The organism is Kitasatospora sp. NPDC022785 (assembly GCF_055561295.1).
Map to the genome: position 1 here is coordinate 25,242 of NZ_JBVHHB010000034.1, position 24,002 is coordinate 49,243.

The following is a 24,002-nucleotide window of genomic DNA, read 5'->3' on the forward strand; positions in this document are numbered from 1 at the left end:
CCGAGGAAGGCGTAGGAACTGTGAGTACTTCTGTCGAGCAGATAGCGGACGCGCTGCGCAAGTCGCTGCTGGAGAACGAGCGGCTGCGCCGGCGGCACGACCAGGTCACCGCCGCGGCCCAGGAGCCGATCGCGATCGTCGGGATGAGCTGCCGCTTCCCCGGCGGGGTCGAGAACGCGGACGACCTGTGGCGGCTGGTCGCCGAGGGCCGGGACGCCGTCACCGGGTTCCCCGAGGACCGGGGCTGGGACCTCGAAGGCGTCTTCGACACCGACGCCTCGCGGTCCGGCAAGACCTACGCCAAGGAGGGCGGGTTCCTGCACGACGCCCCGCTGTTCGACGCGCCGTTCTTCAGCATGAGCCCGCACGAGGCCTCCGCCACGGACCCGCAGCAGCGGATGGTCCTGGAGGCGTCCTGGGAGGCGTTCGAGCACGCCGGCATCGACGTGCACACGCTGCGCGGCAGCCAGACCTCGGTGTTCGTCGGCGTCATGGCCGCCGACTACCACGCACGGCCCGGCACGGTCGCCGAGGGCGCGGAGGGGTTCCTGGTCGTCGGCACGGACAGCAGTGTCGTGTCGGGGCGCGTGTCGTACAGCCTGGGCCTGGAGGGTCAGGCCATCTCGATCGACACCGCCTGCTCGTCCTCGCTGGTGGCCGTGCACCTGGCGGCCCAGTCGCTGCGCCAGGGCACCTCCACGCTGGCGCTGGCCGGCGGTGTGACGGTGATGTCGACGCCGCGCACCTTCGTCGAGTTCAGCCGTCAGCGCGGCCTCGCCCCCGACGGCCGCTGCAAGTCCTTCGCCGAGGCCGCCGACGGCACCGGGTGGTCGGAGGGCGTGGGCATGCTGGTCCTGGAGCGCCTCTCCGACGCGCGCCGGAACGGGCACCGGGTGCTGGCCGTCGTCCGGGGCTCCGCCCTCAACCAGGACGGCGCCAGCAACGGGCTCACCGCACCCAACGGCCCGTCCCAGCAGCGCGTCATCCGCGCCGCGCTCGCCAACGCCCGGCTCTCCGCCGCCGAGGTCGACGCGGTGGAGGCGCACGGCACCGGCACCCGCCTCGGCGACCCCATCGAGGCGCAGGCGCTGCTCGCCACCTACGGCCGGGAACGGCCGGAGGGCCGGCCGCTCTGGCTGGGCTCGATCAAGTCCAACATGGGCCACACCCAGGCCGCGGCGGGTGCCGCGGGCATCATCAAGATGGTCCAGGCGATGCGCCACGGGGTGCTGCCCCGGACCCTGCACGTGGACGCGCCGACCTCCCAGGTGGAGTGGGAGGCGGGCGCCGTCGAACTGCTCGCCGAGGCCCGGCCGTGGGAGCAGGCGGACGGCGCGCCGCGCCGGGCCGGCATCTCCTCGTTCGGCATCAGCGGCACCAACGCGCACGTGATCATCGAGGAGGCCCCGGCCGAGGAGGACGCGGCCGCCCAGGAGGCCCCGGCCCGCGGCGACGCGGCGCCGGCCGGCACCGACGGGCCCCGGGCCTGGACGGCCGGGGGCACCGCCGCGCTGCCGTTCGTGCTCTCCGCCCGGGACGAACCCGCCCTCCGCGCCCAGGCCGAGCGCCTCCTGCACCGCCTGGAGGAGGCAGGCGCCCCCGGCCTGCCGGACGTCGCGTACTCCCTGGCGCTGTCCCGTGCGGCCCTGGAGCACCGGGCCGCGCTGACCGTCACCGACGCCGAGGCGCTGAGCGCCGGCCTGCGCGCCCTCGCCCGGGGCGAAGAGTCCGCCGGGCTGGCCCGCGGTGTGGCCGGGCGAGAGCCCCGCACCGTCCTCGTCCTGCCCGACCACGGCGGCGCCGCCGGCACCGGGCCCGCCGACTGGGCACCGCTCGCCCGCGGTCTGGCCGCCGCCTCCCCGCTCTTCGCCGAGCAGCTGCGGGCGGTGGCCGCCGAACTGCGCACCCACACCGGCTGGGACCTCACCGCGGTGGTCGGGGGAGCGCCGACGGCGCCGGCCCCGGACCGCCCGGACGTCGCCCGGGCCGGCGCCTACGCCGTCCAGGTCGCGCTCGCCGCCCTGTGGCGCGCGCACGGCCTGCGCCCCACCGCCGTGCTCGGCCACGGCAGCGGCGCGATCGCCGCCGCCCGGCTGGCCGGGACCGTCGCCCCGGAGGAGGCGGCCCGGCTCGCCGCCGACGCCACCGCCGAGCTGCCGGCCGGCACCGGCACCGGCACGGCGGCCGTCCAGCTCCACCTCAGCCGGACGGACGAGGAGTACGCCCGGGCGGTGCACGCCCTGGTCGGGAACGGCCACACCCTCTTCGTCGACGCCGGCCCGGCCGCCCTGCCCGCCGCCATCGTCCTGGAGGCGGCCACCGCCGACGTCCCCACCGCCGTGATCGCCCCGCCGGGTCCGAACGCCCCCGCCGAGGGCTTCACCGAGGCGCTCGGCCGGGCGCACACCCTGGGCGTCGCGGTGGACTGGCAGGTCTTCCACGCGGGCCGCGGCGCCCACCGGGTGGACCTGCCGACCTACGCCTTCCAGCACGAGCGCTACTGGCCCGAGTCCGTCGCCGACACCGGCGACCCGGCCGCGCTCGGCCTGGCCGCGGCCGACCACCCGCTGCTCGGCGCCGCCATCGCCATCGCCGACGCGGACGAGGCACTGCTCACCGGGCTGCTCAGCCTGGAGACCCAGCCGTGGCTCGCCGACCACGCCGCGGGCGGCACGGTGCTGCTGCCCGGCACCGCCTTCGTCGAGATGGCGATCCGGGCCGGTGACCAGGTCGGCTACGGCCTGCTGGACGAACTGACCCTGACCGCGCCGCTGGTCCTGCCCGCGCGGGGCGGCGTGCAGGTCCAGGTCTCCGTCGGCGCCCCCGGCGACGGCGGCGGCCGCCCCGTCCGCATCCACGCCCGCCCCGACGACCGGTCGGTCTCCGCCGGCGCGGGGGAGCGGCCGTGGACCGTCCACGCCACCGGCACGCTGCTGCCGGGGCAGAGCGGGCCGTCCTTCGACCTGACCGCCTGGCCGCCGAAGGGCGCGGCCGAGGTCGACGTGTCGGACGCCTACGCGCGGATGACCGGACAGGGCTACGGCTACGGGCCCGCCTTCCAGGGGCTGCGCGCCGCCTGGCGGCGCGGTGACGACGTCTTCGCCGAGGTCGTCCTGCCCGAGGAGGTCCGGGACCAGGCCACCCGCTTCGGCCTGCACCCGGCGCTGCTCGACGCCGCCCTGCACGCCGCCGGCCAGGGCGCCCAGGTGGCGGACACCGCGCTGCGGCTGCCCTTCGCGTGGAGCGGCGTGCGCCTGCACGCCACCGGGGCGTCCGCGCTGCGGGTCCGGCTCACGGCCCGGGGCGCCGGGGCGATCTCCCTGGAGCTCGCCGACCCGAGCGGCGCGCCCGTCGCCTCCGTCGACTCGCTCGCCCTGCGCACCGTCACCCCCGAGCAGCTCTCGGCCGCTCCGGCCGCCACGCACGACGCACTGTTCCGGCTGGACTGGACTCAGCTCCCGGTGGATGCGGGTGTGGTGCGGGAGGGTCGTTGGGTGGCGTTGGGTGCCGGGGTGTCCGGTGTGGAGGCGGTCGCGGATCTGGGGTCGGCTGCGGGTGCGGCCGTGGTGGTGCTGCCGGTGGGTGGTGGTGAGCCGCGGGATGCCGTTTCCGGTGTACTGACGGTCCTTCAGGAGTGGTTGAAGGATGGGCGTTTCGCGTCGTCGCGGTTGGTGGTGGTGACGGAGACCGGGTCCTTGGCCGGTGGTGCGGTGGCGGGTCTGGTGCGGTCGGCGCAGGCGGAGGAGCCGGGGCGGTTCGTGTTGGTGGAGCTGGCCGGTGGTGATGCGTCGCTGCTGGGGGCTGCGGTGGCTTCTGGTGAGCCCGAACTGGCCCTGCGGGACGGCAGGGTGTTCGTTCCGCGGCTGGTGCGTGCCGAGGCCGGGACGGAGTCGCCGTTCGGTGGTGCCGGGACGGTGTTGGTGACCGGTGGCACGGGTGGTCTGGGTGCGGTCGTGGCCCGGCACCTGGTGACCGGCCACGGGGTGCGGAGCCTGGTGCTGGTGAGCCGCCGTGGTGAGGCGGCGCCGGGCGCTGCGGAGCTGCGGGACGAACTCGTGTCCCTGGGGGCGGAGTCGGTGCTGGTGGAGGCGGCGGACGTCGCCGACCGTGAGGCGCTGGCGGCCGTGTTGGGCCGGGTGCCGCAGGACCGTCCGCTGGCCGGTGTGGTGCACACGGCCGGTGTGGTGGACGACGGGACGATCGGCTCGCTGACCCCCGAGCGGGTGGACGCGGTGCTGCGTCCGAAGGCGGACGCCGCCTGGCACCTGCACGAGCTGACGCGGGACCTCCCGGTCAAGGCGTTCGTCCTGTTCTCGTCCGTGGCGGGCACGCTGGACGGCGCCGGCCAGGGCAACTACGCCGCGGCCAACGCCTATCTGGACGCGCTGGCCCGCTGGCGCCGGGAGGAGGGCCTGCCCGCGCTCTCGCTGGCCTGGGGTCTCTGGGACACCGGCACCGGCATGGGCGGCAACCTCTCCCAGGCCGACATCGACCGCATCGCCGCCGGCGGCGTCCTCGCGCTCACGGCGGAGAAGGGCGTGGAGCTCTTCGACGCGGCGCTCGCCTCCGAGGAGCCGGTGCTGCTGCCGGTCCACTGGGACTTCGCCGCCGTCCGGCGCTCGGCCGAGCCCGTGCCGGCGATGCTCCGCGGTCTGGTCCCCGTGGCCGCCCGCCGGGCCGCAGCCGGAGCCGGCGCGTCCGACAGCCTGCGCGACCGTCTCGTCCGCATGGCGGCGGACGAGCGCGACACCTTCCTGCTCGACCTGGTCCGCGCCGAGGTCGCGGGCGTCCTGGGCCACGGCGGCAAGGACGCCGTGGAGCCGCAGCGCGCCTTCAAGGAGCTCGGCTTCGACTCCCTCGCGGCAGTGAGCCTGCGCAACCGGCTCAACCAGGAGACCGGCCTGCGGCTGCCCGCCACGCTCGTCTTCGACTACCCGGCCTCCGACGTGCTGGCCCGCTTCCTGCGGGACGAACTCGTCGGCGCCGAGAAGGAGTCCGGCGCCGAGGCAGGCCCCGCTGTCGTGTTCTCGGACGACGAGCCGATCGCGATCGTCGGCATGAGCTGCCGCTTCCCCGGCGACGTCCGCTCGCCCGAGGAACTGTGGGAGCTGCTGGCCGCCGGCCGTGACGGCATCGGCGGATTCCCCGAGAACCGTGGCTGGGACACCGACGCCATCTACGACCCGGAGCCGGGCAAGCCGGGCCGGACCATCAGCCGCGAGGGCGGGTTCCTGTACGACGCGGCCGACTTCGACGCCGAGTTCTTCGGCATCTCCCCGCGCGAGGCGCTGGCCCTCGACCCGCAGCAGCGGCTGCTGCTGGAGGCGTCCTGGGAGGCCATCGAGCGGGCCGGCATCGACCCGTCCACGCTCAAGGGCAGCCAGACCGGCGTCTTCGCCGGCGTGATGTACCACGACTACGCCACCCGGCTCGACGCCGTCCCCGAGGACGTCAGCGGCTACCTGGGCAACGGCAGCCTGGGCAGCGTGGTCTCCGGCCGGGTCTCCTACAGCCTCGGTCTGGAGGGCCCGGCGGTGTCCGTCGACACCGCGTGCTCGTCCTCGCTGGTCGCCCTGCACTGGGCGATCCAGGCGCTGCGCCGCGGCGAGTGCGACCTCGCACTGGCCGGCGGTGTCACCGTCATGGCCACCCCGGACACGTTCATCGACTTCACCCGCCAGCGCGGTCTGGCCGCGGACGGCCGCTGCAAGCCGTTCGCCGAGGCGGCGGACGGCACCGGCTGGGGCGAGGGCGTCGGTGTGCTCCTGGTGGAGCGGCTCTCGGAGGCCCGCCGCAAGGGCCACCAGGTCCTCGCGGTCGTGCGGGGCTCCGCGGTGAACCAGGACGGTGCGAGCAACGGGCTGACGGCGCCGAACGGTCCGTCGCAGCAGCGGGTGATCCGGGCGGCGCTGGCCGACGCGGGGCTGTCGACGTCCGACGTGGACGCCGTCGAGGCGCACGGCACGGGTACGACGCTGGGTGATCCGATCGAGGCGCAGGCACTGCTGGCCACCTACGGCCAGGACCGTCCGGAGGGCCGGCCGCTCTGGCTCGGCTCGATCAAGTCGAACCTGGGCCACACCCAGGCTGCCGCCGGTGTCGCGGGCATCATCAAGATGGTGCAGGCGATGCGCCACGAGGTGCTGCCGAAGACGTTGCACGTGGACGCCCCGTCCTCGCACGTGGACTGGTCGGCCGGCGACGTCGAGCTGTTGACGCAGGCACAGCCGTGGGAGAGGACGGACGGCACACCGCGCCGGGCCGGTATCTCCTCGTTCGGCATCAGCGGCACCAACGCGCACGTCATCCTGGAGGAGGCCCCGGTGGCCGAGCCCGTCGAGGAGACCGAGCGGACCGCCGAGGGGCAGTGGCCCGACGGCGCCCTGGTCCCGCTCGCGGTCTCCGGCCGGACGGAGGAGGCGCTGCGGGCGCAGGCCGAGCGGCTGCGGGAGTTCGTCGCCGCCGACCGCTCCCGCCTGCTGGACCTCGGCTACTCGTCGCTGACCACGCGCACCACGCACCCCCACCGCGCGGTGGTGCTGGGTGCGACGCGTGAGGAGGTGCTGGCCGAGCTGGCCGCGGTGGCCGAGGGCCGCCCTTCGGACCTGGCGGTCACCGGCCGGGCGGGCACAGGCCGGACGGCGTTCCTGTTCACCGGTCAGGGTTCGCAGCGGGTCGGGATGGGCGCCGGGCTGGCGTCGGTGTTCCCGGTCTTCTCTGCCGCGCTGGACGAGGTGTGCGCGCTGCTGGACGGTAAGTTGGGCGTGTCGCTGCGCGAGGTGATCGCGGGTGCGTCGGGTTCGCTGGACGACACGGTCCACACCCAGGCGGCGCTGTTCGCCGTCGAGGTGGCGCTCTACCGGCTGGTCGAATCGCTCGGCATACGCGCGGACTTCCTCGCCGGACACTCGGTCGGCGAGATCGCGGCCGCGCACGTGGCCGGCGTCCTGTCGCTGGCGGATGCGTGCACGCTGGTCGCCGCCCGCGGCCGGCTGATGCAGGCGCTGCCCGCCGGTGGCGTCATGGTGGCCGTCCGGGCGGCCGAGGCGGACGTGCTCCCGCTGCTGAAGGGCCGTGACACCCAGGTCGGGGTGGCGGCCGTCAACGGGCCCGCCTCCGTGGTGATCTCCGGTGCCGAGGCCGCAGTGGACGAGGTGGTCACTCAGCTGAAGGAGCGCGGCATCGCCTCCGTCCGGCTGACGGTCTCGCACGCGTTCCACTCGCCGTTGATGGAGCCGATGCTGGAGGAGTTCCGGACCGTCGTCCGGGGCCTCTCCTTCGGCGAGCCCAGGCTCGCCGTGGTGTCGAACGTGACGGGTCGCATCGCGGCCGGTGACGAGCTGCGTGATCCGGAGTACTGGGTGCGCCACGTCCGCCAGGCCGTCCGCTTCGCCGACGGCATCCGGGCGCTGGAGGACGCCGGCGTCACCCGCTACCTCGAACTCGGCCCCGACGGCGTGCTGACCGGCATGGCCCAGGCCTGTCTGGCCGACCCCGACGACGCGCTCCTCGTCCCGGCCCTGCGCAAGGGCCGCGACGAGGCCCGGACCTTCCTCGCCGCCGTCGCGGACGCCTACATCAGCGGCTGGGTGCTCGACGGCGAAGGCCTCTTCCACGGGTCCGGCGCCCGCCGGGTGGACCTGCCGACCTACGCCTTCCAGCACGAGCGCTACTGGCTCGACGCGGCGCCCGCCGCCGTGGACGCCTCCGCCCTGGGCCTGCGGCCGACCGCGCACCCGCTGCTCGGCGCGGCCGTCGAACTCCCCGACTCCGACGGCGTGGTGCTCACCGGCCGGCTCTCCGTGGCCGCCCAGCCCTGGCTGGCCGACCACGCGGTGGCCGGCACCGTCCTGCTGCCCGGTTCCGCGTTCGTGGAGCTGGCCGTCCGGGCCGGTGACCAGGTCGGATCCGGTCGGCTCGACGAGCTGACGCTGACCGCCCCGCTGGCCCTGCCCGAACACGGCGCGGTCCAGATCCAGGTGGCGGTCGGCGCACCGGACGAGGAGGGGCAGCGGCCGGTCCGCGTCCACGCACGCCCCGAGGGCGCGGAGCCCGGCCACGAGTGGACGGTCCACGCGAGCGGCATCCTGCTGCCCGGCGACCAGTCCGCCGAGGAGGGCGCCGAGGAGAGCGCCGAGCTGACGGTATGGCCGCCCGAGGGGGCCGAGGAGCTGCCCGTCCTGGACGCCTACGACGAACTGGCCGGCCAGGGCTACGGCTACGGCCCGGCCTTCCAGGGCCTGCGCAAGGCCTGGCGGAGCGGCGACGACGTGTTCGCGGAGGTGGCGCTGCCCGAGGAGGCCCACGCGGACGGCGAGGCCTTCGGTCTGCACCCGGCCCTGCTCGACGCGGCGTTGCACGCGACGCTGCTGCCGGGCGCCGGCGTGGACGACGACCCGGCGGCCGGGCCGCGGCTCCCGTTCTCGTGGAACGGCGTGACGCTGTTCTCGGCGGGGGCCACCGCCCTGCGCGTCCGGCTCCGGGTCTCCGGGCCCGAGGTGGTCGCCGTCGAAGCCGCCGACCCGTCGGGTGCACCGGTCCTCTCGGTGCGCTCCCTGGTGGCGCGCGCCGTGCCGGCCGAGCAGCTCGCTCCGGCCGGAGGCGCCGCCGGTGCGATGTACCGGATCTCCTGGCGGACGGCGGCCGCGCCCGCCACCGTCCCGGACGTCCGCTGGGCCGTCCTCGGGGCCGGCCCGGCCGCCGACGAGCTCGGCGCGGGCGTCGACACCTGGGGCGAACTCGCCGATCTCACCCGGGCGTTGGATGAGGGTGACACCACGCCCGAGGTGATCGTCCTGCACGACCCGGCCGGTGGCGAGGCACGGGCGGTCGTCCGACGCACCGCCGAGACGCTCGCCCGGCTGGTCGCCGACGACCGGCTGGAGGGCGCCCGCCTGGTCGTCCTCACCGCGGGCGCGGTGGCGGCCACGGCCGGGGACGCCGTGCCGGATCTCGCCCACGCACCGCTGTGGGGCCTCCTGCGCTCCGCTCAGGAGGAGTACCCGCAGCGGCTGACCCTGGTCGACGCGGACCCGGCGGACGGCTTCGGGCTGCTGCCCGCGGCCGTGGCCCTCGGTGCGCCGGAGGTGGCGGTCCGCGACGGCGCGCTGCTGGTCCCGCGCCTGGTCCGGGCCGAGCCTCCGGTGACCGGCGGTGCGACCGACGACTCCGAGCCCGCCTTCGACCCGGACGGAACGGTGCTGGTCACCGGCGGCACCGGCGGCCTGGGCACCGCCGTGGCCCGCCACCTGGTCTCCGGGCACGGCGTGCGGCACCTGCTGCTGCTCAGCCGGCGCGGGGAGCGGGCGGCCGGAGCACCGGAGCTCCGTGACGAACTGCTGGAGCTGGGCGCCAAGAGCGTCACCGTCCGGGCCTGCGACGTCACCGACCGGGCGGCCCTGGCCGAGGCGCTGGACGCGATCCCGGGTGCGCACCCGCTCACCGGGGTGCTGCACACGGCGGGCGTCCTGGACGACGGGACCTTCGCGTCCCTGACCCCGGAACGCTACGACACGGTGCTGCGGCCCAAGCTCGACGCCGCCGCCCACCTGGATGCCCTGACGGCCGGTCACCCGGTCCGCACGTTCGTCCTCTTCTCCTCTCTGGCCGGCACCATGGGCAGCGCCGGCCAGGCCAACTACGCCGCCGCCAACGCCTATCTGGACGCCCTGGCGCAGCACCGCCGGGCGGTCGGCCGGCCCGCCGTCTCGCTGGCCTGGGGTCTGTGGGAGTCGGGCGGCCGGGCGGTCGGCCGGCCCGCCGTCTCGCTGGCCTGGGGTCTGTGGGAGTCGGGCGACGGCATGGGCGAGGGGCTCGGCGAGACCGACCGGGCGCGGATGTCGCGTTCGGGGGTCACCGCGCTCCCCGTGGCGGAGGGCCTCGCGCTCTTCGACGCGGCCCTGCGCTCCGACGAGGCCGTGCTCCTTCCGGTCCGCCTCGACATCGCGCCGATCCGGGCGCGGGCCGCGGCGGAGGGTGTTCCGCACCTGCTGCGCGAACTGGTCCGGGTGCCGGTGCGGCGCGACCGCCGGGCGGCCGGGAGCGGGCAGCAGGCCGGGGCCGACGGCCTCGTTCAGCGGCTGTCGGCGCTCGCCGAGGAGGAGCAGCTCGCCCTGCTGCTGACCCTGGTCCGGACGCACGTCGCCGCGGTCCTCGGCCACGCGGGCCCGGAGGCGGTCGACGCCGAACGGGGCTTCTCCGAGCTGGGATTCGACTCGCTGGCCGCGGTCGAACTGCGCAACCGCCTCGGGGCGGCCTGCGGGGTGCGGCTCCCGTCCACGCTGATCTACGACCAGCCGACCTCGGCCGCCGTCGCCGCGTACCTGCGGGGCGAACTGGTCGGGACGGCCGGCGCGCCCAGCCTGGAGGACGAACTGGCCCGCCTGGAGGCCGTCCTGGGAGCCGCCACCCCCGACGGGGCCGAACACGCCCGGATCGCGGCCCGGCTGCGGGCGCTCAGCGCCCGTTGGGCCGACGGCCCGGGCGCCGAGGAGAACGGAACGGAGCCCGCCGCCGAGGCCGCGCTCGAAGCAGCCTCCGCCGAGGACCTGTTCGACATCCTCGACAACGAACTGGGCGTCTGACCGGACGCCTCGCAGGACCTGCCTCCCCGAGGCCGGGTCGGGCCGTTGCCCCCCACCGACGGCCCGACCCGGCCGAGCCCGTGCCACCGGGGCCTTCCCCGTGTCTCCGGTGGCACGGGCCTTTTCGTGTGTCGGGGCCGGCCGTCCGCGCCGGGGGAGCGGGGCGTCCGTCTCCTTCCTTCTCCTCCCCTCCCCTCTCCTCTCCTCTGCTCTCCTCTCCGCCCCCGGCCGGCCCTCCGCCGCACCGCCCCGCCCGGTCCAGGACCGCTGTCCGCCCCGGCCGTCCCGAGCCCCTCGCCGTCGCGAGCCCCCTCGCCGTCCCGACCCCCGGGGTCGTCCCGGCCCCCGTCGGCGCCGAGCCATTCGGTGACCCCGGACCGCCCCCGCCACGCAAAGAAGCGTGTGCCGGACCGGTTGCCCGGTCCGGCACACGCTTCGGTTGCCGCTGTCCTGCCGTTCACTCACCGCCGTTCGAACGGGTTCTCCTCACCTCCCCGGCGGTGCCGCGCCCGGCCCTGGCCCGCGGTGCCGTAGCTGCCGGGGTCGCCGTACTGCTCGGAACCACCCTGCGGGCCGTAGAAGTTGGCCTCCGTCGACCCTCCGTAGCCGGCGGACCGGTCCTGGGAGGTGCCGTAGCCGTCGTGGCCGTACTGGCCCGGCGCCCCCTGGAAGGCGTGGACCGGCCGCGGCTCGGGCTGGTGCAGCACCGGGGCCACGGGGGCCTCGGGGGCGGCCGGCTCCGCCGACTTGGTCGGGATGCTGACCTTGCGCAGCAGCGTGACGGCCAGCAGCGCCATCAGGACCAGCAGGCCGGCGGCGGTGAACATCGCCATCTGGAGGCCGTGGGTGAAGGAGGTCCGGGCCGCGTCGGCGAGCGCCTGGCCGAGGTCCTTCGGCATCCGGCTGGTGACGTCGAGGGCGGTGCCGAGCGTGTCGCGGGCCGATTCGAGCGTCGCCGGGGCGACCCCCTGCGGTGCCTTGTCGGCGAGGTCCGAGCGGTACACCGCGGTGCCGACGCTGCCCAGGATGGAGATGCCGAGCGCTCCGCCGAACTCGGTGGCGATCTGGGAGAGGCCGGAGACCGTGCCCGCCTTCTCCGGCGGCGCGGTGGAGATGATCATGTCGGAGGAGATGGTCAGGACGAGCGTGATGCCGCCGGCCATGGTCGCGGTGCCGGCGACCAGCGCGGCGATCCCGGTGCCGCCGTCGACCTGGCCGAGGATGACGAAGCCGACCGCACCGATCAGCAGGCCGGTGCCGACGACGAAGGCGGGGCGCACCCGGCGGACGACGATCGGCGCCAGCGAGGCGGCGGTCATCGCGGCGCCGGCCGCGGGGAGTGCGTACAGACCGGCGACGAACGGCCGGACGCCCGCCACCATCTGGAGGTACTGGGTGGTGAAGAGGCTGGAGCCGACCATCGAAAAGACACCGAGCGTGTTGGCGGTGATCGACGCGGTGAAGGCCCGGCTGCGGAAGAGCTTGATGTCCAGCATGGGCTGGGCGAGCATCCGCTGGCGGCGCAGGAAGACGTAGCCGACGGTCAGACCGATCACGATGGTGGCGATCGGCAGGGCGCTGACGCCCTCCCCGGCCATGTGCTGCACGCCGTAGATGGTGGGGAGCAGCGCGGCCAGCGAGAGGAACGAGCTGAGGAAGTCGAACCGGCCGGGGTTCGAGTCCTTGGACTCGGGGAGCAGCAGCGGCGCGAGCACCACGAGCACAGCCATGACCGGGAGGTTCACCAGGAAGACGGCGCCCCACCAGAACTTCTCCAGGATCGCGCCGCCCATGAGCGGTCCGAGCATGGCACCGCCGGCGAACGCGCCGGTCCAGACGGCGATGGCGGCCCGGCGCTGCTCCGCGTTGTGGAACATGTTGCGGATGAGCGAGAGCGTCGACGGCATCAGGGTCGCGCCACCGACGCCGAGCAGTGCGCGGGTCAGGATGAGCATTTCCGCGCTGCTGGAGTAGGCGCCGAGCGCGGACGCGGTGCCGAAGGCGACCGCACCGAACATCAGCAGCTTCCGCCGGCCGATCCGGTCACCGAGCGTGCCCATCGTGAGCAGCAGCCCGGCCAGCATGAACGGATAGATGTCGATGATCCACAGCAGCTCCGAGCTGCTCGGTTCCAACGAGCTGCTGATCATGGGCAGCGCGTAGGACAGGACGTGCATGTCGAGGGAGACCAGCAGGACGGGAAGGACCAGGACGGCAAGACCGATCCACGCCTTCCGGTCGGCACGTTGCGTGTCTGCGTTCATGGTTGAAGCATACGTACGTCCTAGATGCTTGTCTAGTACGCCCGTCTAAGATGTACGAGCGTCTCTGACGAACGTATGTCGCAAACGGCCTTCCGTGGCTACGATGGGCAACGTGGGAAATCGTGAAGATCTGCTGGTTGGTGCCAAGAAATGCCTGTATGAGCGGGGCTATGCCCGGACCACCGCGCGCGACATCGTCGCCGCGTCCGGGGCCAACCTCGCCTCGATCGGGTACCACTTCGGCTCGAAGGAGGCGTTGCTCAGCGAGGCAGTGATCGAATCGTTCGAGGACTGGGGTACCGAGCTCCGCAGAATCCTCGACGAGGCCACCGATCCTTCGATCGACACGGCCTGGCGGAGCGTCACGGAGTTCTTCGACTCCCAGCGACCCCTGCTGCTCGCCAGTATCGAGGCGTTCGCCCAGGCCGACCGGGTGCCGGGCCTGCGCGAACAGCTCGCCCGCGCCTACGAGCGGGCCCGGCTCGCCCTGGCGGCGCCGCTCGGCCTGGACGAGATCGGCGAGGGGGACGAGAAGACGGTGCGGCTGGTGGGCTCGTTCCACCTGGCCCTGGTCTCGGGTCTCGGCCTGCAGTGGCTGCTCGACCCGGAGGGGGCGCCGAGCGGGGACGAAATCGCCCAGGCTATGCGGGTGTTCGTCGACGCGGTCAACCGCGCCGGCGCCGCTCCGGAGGCCGGCGCCGCTCCGGAGGGCGGTGCCCCGGAAGCCGGCGCTCCGCCGGCCGCGACCGCCGACTGAGGCGTCGCGGCCGACACCCCCTATGGGGGGCGTGGGGCCTAACTCCACCTCTCATAGGGGGCTTTGGCAGGTTCTCGTAGCGGCGGGCCCGGCCTAGCCTGGGATTGTTACCGTCAGCGGTCGGCCGTGCGTGAGGAGCTACCGGCTCCGGAGGCCGACTGCCGGGCATCCGGCCAGCCAAGAGGAGCTTGCGTTGAGGGAGGACGAGGAGATGTGGACACGGGTGCGGCCCGTGTCCGGCGTGACCGGCTCCGTCGGAGCCGGGGGCATGCTCGAACTGCGCCGGGGTGCGACCGGCGAGCGGTGGAGCTGCGGGGCCTCCGCGGCGGCGATGTGGATCGCCCTGCAGCAGCACGGCTGGCGCCTCGACGCCACCGCGGTCGGCCTGAGCCGCGCCTGGGGGATGGACCCGCTGCTGGTGCGGGTGGCGCTCGGCCGGTGGGTGGAGGAACTCCTGGAGCAGGGTGTGGTCGAGGACGCCAGTGAGCCCTGCCTGCGCGGCCGCCCGCCCGGGAGCGTCGCGGGCGACCACATCGACCCCGGAGGCCTCCCCGCCGATTCCTGACGCCGCGCCACCCTGGCGCGTCCGTACCACCCGCCCCGTCAACTGCCGTGTTCGCCCGGGGCCATGCCCGGGGGGACCCGGAGCGGGCCGAGAAAGAATATGACCGGCTTGTATGCTCCGAATGGGCTACCTGTGGCTACAGGGGCTCCGGAGGGGAGCGGGGATGGTCCCCGGGGGGCGTTCGTCGGTCATTACGACCGTCGTATGTGCAACCTGGGGCCGGTTTCGGCCGTCTCTCTGTGTGCAGTGCGCCCGGGAGGACGGGCGCCGCGTCCGCCGGTGAAAGGTACACGGATGTCAGGTCAGTGGGGCGAGGGCCCGGCTCGTGGTGACGACGCGCCCGGTGCGCTCACGACCGACGGTGGCGATGGCGCGGTGCCGCAGCCGCGGGCCGGCGGGCGGGCCGAGGCCCGGCGCGCGGCCCAGGGCAAGGGTGCCCAGGGCAAGGGCGCGCAAGGCAAGGACGGCCAGGCGGCCCCCGATGCGTCGGCGGCCGGCGGCCGGGCGGCGGCGCGCAACAGCCGCAAGCCGAAGAAGAACGTGAAGAAGATCGTGGCCTGGTCGGCGGCCGGCGTGCTGGTGCTGATAGCCGGCGCGGGCGGCGCGATCTACCTCAAGCTCAACGGCAACATCAAGTCCTTCGACGCGGACGCCATCGCCGCCGACCGCCCGCCCGAGGCCCAGGCCGACGCGAACGGCAACAAGCCGGTCAATGTGCTGCTGATCGGCTCCGACAGCCGCGGAAAGAACAATTCCGACCTCGGCGGCGGCAACGAGGACGGCGGTGCCCGCTCGGACACCACGATCCTGTTGCACGTCTATGCGGACCACAAGCACGCCGTCGGGATCTCGATCCCGCGCAACGCCATGGTCACGATCCCGTCCTGCAAGCTGCCGAACGGCAAGTGGACCAAGGAGACGCCGAGCGACCTCTTCAACGCCGCCTTCTCCAAGGGCGAGAGCGACGACGGCAACCCGGCCTGCACCCAGAACACGGTCGAGAAGCTCACCGGCATCCGGGTCGACCACACCATCGTGGTCGACTTCCAGGGCTTCTCCTCGATGACCAAGGCGGTCGACGGGGTGGACGTGTGTCTCCCGAAGCCGATCTACGAGGGCGACATCAACCCCAAGCTCCCCAAGAAGGGCAGTGTCGTCCTGCCGCAGGGCAAGCAGAAGGTCTCGGGGCAGCAGGCGCTGGACTACGTCCGGCTGCGCCACGGCATCGGAGACAACTCCGACATCGGCCGGATGAGGCGTCAGCAGGCCTTCCTCGGTTCACTCGCGGCGAAGATCAAGGGCGAGGGGCTGAACCCGACGACCCTGCTGCCGCTCGCGGACGCCGCCACCAAGTCGATGACCGTCGATCCCGGGCTCGGCTCGGTGGACAAGCTGATGTCGTTCGCCCTGTCACTGAAGGGCATCGACCTTCACGACCTCAAGTTCGTCACCCTGCCCTGGCGGTACCGCACCCAGGACCAGAACATCGACATCATCAAGCCGGACGCCGACAAGCTCTGGGCGACGCTCAAGGCCGACCGGACCATCGACGGCCAGAACGCCACCGGCGAGCAGCCGGCCGAGGCCACCACGCCCGCCGCCCCGAACACCCCGGCTCCCGCCGCGACCACCGCGGCCTCCGCGCCCGCCTCCGACGCGGGCAACGCCGCCATCAAGGTGGCCGTCTACAACGGGACCACCACCACGGGGATGGACGGCAAGGCGGCCGAGCTGCTCAAGGGAGCCAAGTTCAACGCCACCAAGGCGGGCCCCGCGGCCAGCACCAAGCGGGCGACGACGGTGGTCGAGTACGGCTCCGGCCAGAAGGCCAATGCCCAGAAGGTCGCCGAGCTCTTCCCCGGGGCGACCGTCGAGGCCGGATCCTCGGCGGGCATCCTCGTGGTCGTGGGCAAGGACTTCGTGGCCGCCAACGGCGGCGGCGCGGCCTCCACGGCCGCCTCCGGCGCCCCGGCCGCGCCCGCAGCGCCCGCCCCGCTGCCCAGCAGCGTCACCGAGAACACCCGCTCGGCGGATGACGACATCTGCGCGGACGTCTCCTACGGCTGACAGACGGTGGCGACGCCGTCGCACAGGGCCCGGGGTGTGCCGACCCCGGGCCCTGTGCCATGGTGGCCGGAGGGGGACCGATCAGGGGGGCGCAGGCCCGAAAGGCGGACCCCATGGCCGAGATCGCCCTGCAGCTCGACATCGCCGCACCCCGCGCCGTCGTCCTCGCCGCGCTCAACACCCACGACGGGCTCACCAGCTGGTGGACCACCGAGGTGGACCGTGACGGGGACGTGCTGCTCTTCGACTTCCCCGATGTCCCCGAGCCGTTCCGGCTGCGCCGCGAGCGCGCCGACCGGGACCGGGTGGTCTGGACGAACGTCGGCACCTTCCCGCCGCACTGGGCCGGCACCTGGATCAGCTGGGACCTCGCCGGCCAGCCCGACGCCCCCGACCGCACCCGGCTGCTGTTCCGCCACGGCGGGTGGCAGCCCGGCACCGAGGACGGCGTGCCGATGGTGGCCGGCACCTGGGCCGAGCTGCTGGTCCGGCTCAAGGACTACGCGCAGAGCGGCAAGGTGCAGCCGTACTTCGTGAAGCCGGCGCCGCACGACTCTTAGCCCGCCGGGCCGTACCCGTCTCCCCCGCCAGGCGTCGCCCCCCGCCGTCCCCTGCCAGGCGCCGTCCCCCGGCGGGCGCCGTCCGGTGGCGGGAACGCGGGGCCGCGGCGAAGGTGGGCGGTGTGCCGCCGGTCCGGCCGCGCATCCGCCGTACCCGCGCCCCGAGCACGACCGGCAGCCGGGACCGGCCGTGGCCCCCGGCCGGCCGTGGCGGAGGACCATCGCCCTTGGAGGCCCAGCAATGCCCGAAGTCACCGCTCCCTACAAGCCTGGCACCCCGTGCTGGGTCGACCTGATGACGAGCGACCAGCAGGCCGCGCTCGACTTCTACCGCGACCTGTTCGGCTGGCAGGGCGAGATCGGCCCGCCCGAGTTCGGCGGCTACGCGATGTGCCTGCTGAACGGCAAGCCGGTCGCCGGGATCATGGCGCAGATGGCCCCCGAGGGCCAGCCCGTCCCGCCGGTCTCCTGGACCACCTACCTGGCCTCGGACGACGCCGACGCCACCGGCCGGGCGATCGCCGAGAGCGGCGGCACGATCCTCTACCCGGCGATGGACGTCGGCACGGTCGGCCGGATGCTGGTCGCCGCCGACCCGACGGGCGGAGTGTTCGGCGTCTGGCAGAAGGTCGACTTCATCGGCGCCGGCATCGTCAACGAGCCCGGCTCGCTGGTCTGGAACGAGCTCAACACGACCGACACCGACGCGGCCGGGGCGTTCTACCAGCAGGCGGTGGGCCTGCGCCCGGCGACCCTCCAGGGCATGGAGGGCTACTTCACGCTCAACGCCGGCGACCGCGCGGTGGGCGGCATGCAGAAGCTGCCCGACTACCTGGCGCCCGGTACGCCGCCGCACTGGATGACCTACTTCTCGGTGGACGACACCGACTCCACCGTGGACGCCCTGGTCAAGGCCGGTGGCTCGGTGATCCAGCCGCCGTTCGACATGCAGTCCGGCCGGATGGCGGTCGTCACGGACCCGCAGGGTGCCGTCTTCGCGATGGTCGCCTCGCCCGACTCGCCGTAACGAGCCGCAACGCGCCCCGACTCTCCGTGACGTACCCGGACCCGCCCGGAGCCGCTGCGGCCCGGAAGCCGTCCGTTCCCGCGACGCGCCGCCGGGAATGGGCGGCTTCCCGCTGTCCGCGGGTAAGACTGCACCCATGCTGGGGCTTCCGGACGACATCCGTGCTTTCCTCTTCGACCTCGACGGGGTGCTCACCCAGACCGCCAAGGTGCACACCGCGGCCTGGAAGGACACCTTCGACGCCTTCCTGAGCGCCGAAGCGGCCCGCAGCGGCGGGCAGTTCGTCCCCTTCGACGCCGTCGACGACTACGACACCTACGTCGACGGCCGCCCGAGACTCGACGGCACCCGGGCCTTCCTGCACAGCCGTGGCGTCGACCTGCCGGAGGGCACCGACGCCGACCCGCCGGGCACCCGCACCGTGCACGGGATCAGCCTGGCCAAGAACGACACCGTGCTGCGGATGATCCGCGAACAGGGCGTCCAGCCGTACGAGGGCTCGGTCGCGTACGTGCACCGGCTGCGGGCGCTCGGGCTGCCCAGCGCGGTGGTCTCGTCCAGCGCCAACTGCCGTGACGTGCTGCGCGCCGCCGGGATCGAGGAGCTGTTCGACGTGATCGTGGACGGCGTCGTCGCCCGGCGCGAGGGACTGCCGGGCAAGCCCGCGCCCGACACCTACCTGGCCGCCGCCCGGGCACTCGGCGTCGGGCCCGCGCACGCCGCCGTCTTCGAGGACGCGCTCGCCGGGGTCGCCTCCGGGCGGGCCGGCGGCTTCGGCGCGGTGGTCGGCGTGGACCGTACCGGCCAGGCCGCCGAACTGCGCCGCCACGGCGCCACCGTGGTCGTCAACGACCTCGCGGAGCTGCTCGAAGGGGGCTCGGCATGACCGGACTGGACAACTTCACCGTCGACCCGTGGCAGATCGCCGAACAGGGCCTCGACCTGGCCTCGATGGCCCGCGCCGAGTCCGTCTTCGCGCTCTCCAACGGTCACATCGGCCTGCGCGCCAACCTCGACGAGGGCGAGCCGCACGGCCTGCCCGGCACCTACCTGAACGGCGTCTTCGAGCTGCGCCCGCTGCCGTACGGCGAGGGCGGCTACGGCTATCCGGAGTCCAGCCAGAGCGTCATCAACATCACCAACGGCAAGATCATCCGACTCCTGGTCGACGACGAGCCGTTCGACCTGCGCTACGGCGAACTGGTCAGCCACCGGCGGTGGTTGGACTTCCGGGACGGCCTGCTGCGGCGCGAGGCGGAGTGGACCTCCCCGGCCGGGCGGACCATCAGGGTGCACTCCACCCGGCTGGTCTCGCTCACCCAGCGGGCCATCGCCGCCGTCGAGTACACCGTGGAGGCGGTGGACGCGCCGGTGCGGATCGTCCTCCAGTCGGAGCTGGTCGCCAACGAGCAGCTGCCCGGCGGGCCCGAGGGCGACCCCCGGGTGGCCGCCGTACTGGAGGCCCCGCTGATCGCCGAGGTGCACCACGCCGGCGGCAGCAAGGCCGTCCTGGTGCACCGCACCCGCTACAGCGGCATCCGGGTCGCCGCCGGGATGGACCACGTCATCGAGGGGCCGGACCGGCTGGACACCGTCGCCGAGGCCGAGGCCGACCACTGCCGGATCAGCGTCACCACCCTGCTCGAACCCGGCGAGAAGCTGCGGCTGGTCAAGTTCATGTCCTACGGCTGGTCCGCGACCCGCTCGCTGCCCGCCGTCCGGGACCAGGTGGAGGCCGCGCTGACCGCCGCCCGGTACACCGGCTGGGGCGGTCTGGTCGCCGAACAGGCCCGTTTCCTCAAGGAGTTCTGGGAGACCAGCGACGTCGAGATCGAGGGCGATGTCGAACTCCAGCAGGCCGTCCGGTTCGCCGTCTTCCACGTGCTCCAGGCCGGCGCCAGGAGCGAGGAACGGGCCATCCCCGCCAAGGGGTTGACCGGCCCGGGTTACGACGGGCACAGCTTCTGGGACACCGAGACCTTCGTCCTCCCGGTGCTCACCTACTGCCTGCCGTCCGCCGTCAACCAGGCACTGCGCTGGCGCCACACCACCCTCCCGCTGGCCCGTGACCGGGCCACCCAACTCGGGCTCTCCGGCGCGGTGTTCCCGTGGCGGACGATCCGCGGCGAGGAGTGCTCCGGCTACTGGCCGGCCGGCACCGCGGCGTTCCACATCGGCGCCGACATCGCCGCCGCCGTCGCCCGCTACGTCCGGGCCACCGGGGACGTCGAGTTCGAGCGCGAGTACGGCCTGGAACTGCTGGTCGAGACCGCCCGGATGTGGCGTTCGCTCGGCCACCACGACGCCGTCGGCAAGTTCCGCATCGAGGGCGTCACCGGACCGGACGAGTACAGCGCCGTCGCCGACAACAACGTCTTCACCAACCTGATGGCGCAGACCAACCTGCGCGCCGCCGCCGAGGCCGCGGGCCGGCACCCGCGCGAGGCCGCCGTCCTCGGCGTCGACACCGAGGAGACCGCCGCGTGGCGGGACGCCGCCGCCGCGATGTTCGTCCCGTACGACGAGAACCTCGGCGTCCACCCGCAGGCCGACGGCTTCACCGACCACCAGTTCTGGGACTTCGAGCACACCCCACCCGAGAACTACCCGCTGCTGCTCCACTACCCGTACTTCGACCTGTACCGGAAGCAGGTGGTCAAGCAGGCCGACCTGGTGCTCGCCATGCAGGTCCGCGGCGACGCCTTCACCGACGAGCAGAAGGCCCGCAACTTCGCCTACTACGAGCGGCTGACCGTCCGCGACTCCTCGCTCTCCGCCTGCACCCAGGCGGTGATCGCCGCCGAGGTCGGCCAGCTGGACCTCGCCTACGACTACACCGCCGAAGCCGCCCTGATGGACCTCCACGACCTCGGCGGCAACACCCGCGACGGCCTGCACATGGCCTCGCTCGCCGGTACCTGCGTCGCCCTGGTGGCCGGCTTCGGCGGGCTCCGGGACCACAGCGAGACGCTCTCCTTCCGGCCCCGGCTCCCGGCCGGGCTGATGAAGCTCGGCTTCTCGCTGATGGTGCGCGGCCAGCTGCTCGGTGTCCGGATCACCCACGACGGCACGACGTACACGCTGCGCCGCGGCGAGGTGATCCACCTGCGGCACGACGGCGAGGCGGTCCAGGTGAAGGCGGGCGCACCGGTCACCGTCCCGACCGTCGTCCCGCCCGTCCAGGAACGGTGCAGCCAGCCCCCCGGCCGTGAACCGGCCCGCCGCCAGCCCCAGGCCGGCGTCGTCGCCGGCACCCTGGGCCCGGGCCCGGACCACCTCGCGGCGGAGTAGGGGTCCCCGGCTGCTTCACCCCTTCGGCCCCTCCCCGCATGCGTCGTGCCCCCTCCCGTCCGAGGGTGCAGGTGTCCTGTGGCAACCGGCGGCCGGTGAAGGAGTGCCCCCGTGGTGAGTGTGGCCGAGCAGATGGTGGAGGTGCTCCGGCAGGCCGGGGTGGAGCGGGTGTACGGGGTGGTCGGCGACAGCCTCAACCCGGTGGTGGACGCGATCCGCCGGGCCGAGGGGATCAGCTGGGTGCACGTCCGCAACGAGGAGGCCGGCGCCTTCGCGGCCGCCGCCGAGGCCGAGCTGAGCGGGCGCCTCGCGGTCTGCGCGGGCTCCTGCGGCCCCGGAAACACCCACCTGATCCAGGGGCTCTACGACGCCCAGCGCAGCGGCCTGCCGGTGCTCGCGCTGGCCTCGCACATCCCGTCCGCGTAGATCGGCACCGGCTTCTTCCAGGAGACCCACCCCGAGCGGGTGTTCACCGACTGCAGCACCTGGTGCGAGATGGTCTCCACCGCCGAGCAGATGCCCCGCCTGGTCCGCGTGGCGATCCAGCACGCGCTGGGCGCCCACGGCGTCTCCGTGCTCGTCTTCCCCGGTGACGTGGCCGCGCTGCCCGCCGCCGGGCCGACCGGGACGAGCCACTTCCTCACCGAGCAGGCGGTGGCCGCCCCGCCCTGGTCGCAGGTGCAGGCGCTCGCCCGTGCCCTCAACGAGGCCGGCCGGGTGGCCCTGTTCTGCGGCGCGGGGGTGCGCGGGGCGCACGCCGAGGTGCTGGAGGTCGCGGAGGCCCTCCACGCACCGGTCGGGCACTCCCTGCGGGGCAAGGAGTGGATCCAGTACGACAACCCGTACGACGTCGGGATGAGCGGCCTGCTCGGCTACGGCGCCTGCCACGAGGCGCTGCACTCCGCCGACCTGGTGCTGCTGCTCGGTACCGACTTCCCCTACGACTCCTTCCTGCCGCAGGCCCGCACCATCCAGGTGGACCACGACGCCACCCGGCTGGGCCGCCGCACCCCGCTCGAACTCGCCGTCCACGGCGACGTCTCGGCGACCCTGCGCGCCGTCCTGCCGCTGCTGGAGACGAAGAGCGACCGCACCTTCCTGGACGACATGCTGCGCAAGCACTGGCGGGCGCTGGAGGACGTGGTCGGCGCCTACACCCGGGACATCGAGAAGCACCTGCCGATCCACCCCGAGTACGTGGCCTCGGTGCTGGACGAGGTGGCCGCCGACGATGCGGTGTTCACCGTGGACACCGGGATGAACAACGTCTGGGCCGCCCGCTACCTGCGGCCCAACGGGCGCCGCCGGGTGATCGGCTCGTTCCTGCACGGCTCGATGGCCAACGCCCTGCCGCACGCGATCGGCGCCCAACTGGCCTGCCCCGGGCGGCAGGTGGTGGCGATGGCGGGTGACGGCGGGCTGTCGATGCTGCTGGGCGAGCTACTCACGGTGGCGAGGCACCGGCTGCCGGTGAAGACGGTGGTGTTCAACAACGGCGCGCTCGGCATGATCAAGCTGGAGATGCTGGTCTCCGGCTACCCGGAGTCGGAGATCGACAACGGGGACGTCGACTACGCGGGGATCGCCCGGGCGATGGGCATCCCGGCGAAGCGGGTCACCGATCCGGCGCGGGTGCGGGAGGTGCTGGCGGAGGTGCTGGAGCGGCCCGGCCCGGCGCTGGTGGACGTGGTCACCGACCCGAACGCGCTCTCCATCCCGCCGCACATCACCGCCGCCCAGCTGAAGGGCTTCGCCCTGGCGGCCGGGCGGACGGTGCTCTCGGGCGGGGTCGGTCGCATGATCGACCTGGCCCGGAGCAACCTGCGGAACATCCCCCGGCCGTAGCGGCGCAGGGCCTCGCGGGGCGGGTCCGCCGGGGTCTCGTGCGGCCGGACTGCCGAGGTCTTCCGGGGCCGGCCCGACAAGGCCTTCCGAGGGGGCCTCCCAAGGCGGTTCGCCTTCGAGGTTTGCCTCTGAGGCAACTTTCTTGCCCCTGCGGCACGCCGGGTGTCCACTGGTCCCATGACCACCAGCCCACCCGGCCCCTCAGCCCCCGGCGACCAGCCCGACGACCAGGAGGTCGTCGGCCTCGCCGCGAGGCTGCGCGAGCACCGGCTCGGCAGCCGCCTCACGCTGGAGGTCGCCGCCGCCCGGGTCGGTCTCTCCCCAGCCTATCTGTCCCGGCTGGAGACCGGCCGCCGGCAGCCCTCGCTGCCCGTCCTGCTGGGCCTCGCCCGCGCCTACGGCACCTCCGTCTCGGGCCTCCTCGGCGAGGCCCTGGTGGAGCCGGACCCGGTGGTGCGCGGCGGCGCGATCGAACCGGGCCGCGCGGGCGGCTGGGGCTACCGCCGGGCCGGCGCCCCCGGCCGCGCCATGCAGGCGCTGCGCGTGCACGTCCCCCCGGGCGTGCAGGACGCCGTGGTCCGGGTCCACCCCGGCGAGGAGTGGCTGTACGTCCTCCAGGGCCGGCTGAGGCTGACCCTCGGCGACCACGTCCACCTCCTCGCGGAGGGCGACTCCGCGCACTTCGACTCGCTCACCCCGCACTGCATCGCCGCCGAGTCGGCGGACGGGGTCGAGCTGCTCTTCGTCCACACCCTGCTGCAGAGCCCCGGCGGCGAACTCTGCCTCGGCGGCGGCCCTGCCGCACCCCACTGACCGTACGTCAAAACTCCCGGAGGAGATCTCCCATGGCTGATCCCGCCACCACCGTCACCGAGCCCGCCGCTTCCGTCGGAGCCCCTGTCGCCGAGGCTCCGAAGACCATCGACGCCGGCAAGTGGGCCAACCGCCGGGTCGGCATCCGGGTGCTGATCTACATGGTCGCCACCCACGCCTTCGCGGGCTTCATCATGCTGCTCTTCGAGCTGGGCAACCGCAACAATTGA

At 74.0% G+C, this 24,002-nt stretch carries 11 protein-coding genes and 1 pseudogene; 10 read left to right on the plus strand and 2 right to left on the minus strand.

Features of this window, described 5'->3' with window-relative positions; genetic code table 11:
• Positions 1-20 precede the first annotated feature (20 nt).
• Complete coding sequence (locus ACZ3YO_RS35610; RefSeq protein ID WP_465577842.1) at positions 21-10,583, plus strand: SDR family NAD(P)-dependent oxidoreductase; 10,563 nt, start codon at positions 21-23, stop codon at positions 10,581-10,583.
• A gap of 461 nt (positions 10,584-11,044) precedes the next feature.
• On the opposite strand, the gene ACZ3YO_RS35615 is transcribed toward ACZ3YO_RS35610, so the two are convergent.
• Positions 11,045-12,847 (minus strand): MFS transporter, encoded by a 1,803-nt coding sequence (locus ACZ3YO_RS35615; RefSeq protein WP_465577844.1) that lies wholly within the window; start codon positions 12,845-12,847, stop codon positions 11,045-11,047.
• Between the two features lie 112 nt (positions 12,848-12,959).
• Between ACZ3YO_RS35615 and ACZ3YO_RS35620 the strand changes: the two genes are divergently transcribed.
• A complete protein-coding gene (locus tag ACZ3YO_RS35620) occupies positions 12,960-13,604 on the plus strand; it encodes a TetR/AcrR family transcriptional regulator (RefSeq protein WP_465577846.1) in 645 nt (214 codons plus the stop codon).
• Here the strand turns inward: ACZ3YO_RS35620 and ACZ3YO_RS35625 are convergent.
• Positions 13,513-14,199 carry an MBL fold metallo-hydrolase gene (locus ACZ3YO_RS35625; RefSeq protein WP_465577848.1) on the minus strand — a complete coding sequence of 229 codons (687 nt, stop codon included), beginning with the start codon at positions 14,197-14,199 and terminating at the stop codon, positions 13,513-13,515. The genes ACZ3YO_RS35620 and ACZ3YO_RS35625 overlap by 92 nt on opposite strands.
• Positions 14,200-14,463: 264 nt before the next feature.
• Between ACZ3YO_RS35625 and ACZ3YO_RS35630 the strand changes: the two genes are divergently transcribed.
• The 8 genes and pseudogenes from ACZ3YO_RS35630 (at position 14,464) to ACZ3YO_RS35665 (ending at position 24,002) form a co-directional block, all read left to right on the plus strand.
• Positions 14,464-16,236, plus strand: coding sequence for an LCP family protein (locus ACZ3YO_RS35630; protein ID WP_465577850.1), 1,773 nt, complete (start codon positions 14,464-14,466; stop codon positions 16,234-16,236).
• 113 nt (positions 16,237-16,349) lie between these two features.
• Positions 16,350-16,796 carry an SRPBCC family protein gene (locus ACZ3YO_RS35635; RefSeq protein WP_465577852.1) on the plus strand — a complete coding sequence of 149 codons (447 nt, stop codon included), beginning with the start codon at positions 16,350-16,352 and terminating at the stop codon, positions 16,794-16,796.
• A 241-nt stretch (positions 16,797-17,037) separates the two neighbouring features.
• Positions 17,038-17,823 carry a VOC family protein gene (locus tag ACZ3YO_RS35640; protein WP_465577854.1) on the plus strand — a complete coding sequence of 262 codons (786 nt, stop codon included), beginning with the start codon at positions 17,038-17,040 and terminating at the stop codon, positions 17,821-17,823.
• 136 nt (positions 17,824-17,959) lie between these two features.
• A complete protein-coding gene (locus ACZ3YO_RS35645) occupies positions 17,960-18,709 on the plus strand; it encodes an HAD family hydrolase (RefSeq protein WP_465577856.1) in 750 nt (249 codons plus the stop codon).
• Entirely contained in the window at positions 18,706-21,114 is a 2,409-nt protein-coding gene (locus ACZ3YO_RS35650; RefSeq protein WP_465577858.1) for a glycoside hydrolase family 65 protein, read from the plus strand. Before ACZ3YO_RS35645 ends, ACZ3YO_RS35650 begins: the two co-directional genes overlap by 4 nt.
• Positions 21,115-21,225: 111 nt before the next feature.
• Positions 21,226-22,959, plus strand: a pseudogene (locus tag ACZ3YO_RS35655) (pyruvate dehydrogenase).
• Positions 22,960-23,136: 177 nt separating this feature from the next.
• Positions 23,137-23,772 (plus strand): helix-turn-helix domain-containing protein, encoded by a 636-nt coding sequence (locus ACZ3YO_RS35660; RefSeq protein WP_465577860.1) that lies wholly within the window; start codon positions 23,137-23,139, stop codon positions 23,770-23,772.
• A 32-nt stretch (positions 23,773-23,804) separates the two neighbouring features.
• Positions 23,805-24,002, plus strand: coding sequence for a DUF6126 family protein (locus ACZ3YO_RS35665; RefSeq protein ID WP_465577862.1), 198 nt, complete (start codon positions 23,805-23,807; stop codon positions 24,000-24,002).

Excerpts from the sequence above, each read along its gene's own strand:
- ACZ3YO_RS35660 (WP_465577860.1), top strand. The coding sequence starts at position 23,137 with ATGACCACCAGCCCACCCGGCCCCTCAGCCCCCGGCGACCAGCCCGAC.
- ACZ3YO_RS35665 (WP_465577862.1), top strand. The coding sequence starts at position 23,805 with ATGGCTGATCCCGCCACCACCGTCACCGAGCCCGCCGCTTCCGTCGGA.
- ACZ3YO_RS35640 (WP_465577854.1), top strand. The coding sequence starts at position 17,038 with ATGCCCGAAGTCACCGCTCCCTACAAGCCTGGCACCCCGTGCTGGGTC.
- ACZ3YO_RS35630 (WP_465577850.1), top strand. The coding sequence starts at position 14,464 with ATGTCAGGTCAGTGGGGCGAGGGCCCGGCTCGTGGTGACGACGCGCCC.
- ACZ3YO_RS35650 (WP_465577858.1), top strand. The coding sequence starts at position 18,706 with ATGACCGGACTGGACAACTTCACCGTCGACCCGTGGCAGATCGCCGAA.
- ACZ3YO_RS35635 (WP_465577852.1), top strand. The coding sequence starts at position 16,350 with ATGGCCGAGATCGCCCTGCAGCTCGACATCGCCGCACCCCGCGCCGTC.
- ACZ3YO_RS35615 (WP_465577844.1), bottom strand. The coding sequence starts at position 12,847 with ATGAACGCAGACACGCAACGTGCCGACCGGAAGGCGTGGATCGGTCTT.
- ACZ3YO_RS35645 (WP_465577856.1), top strand. The coding sequence starts at position 17,960 with ATGCTGGGGCTTCCGGACGACATCCGTGCTTTCCTCTTCGACCTCGAC.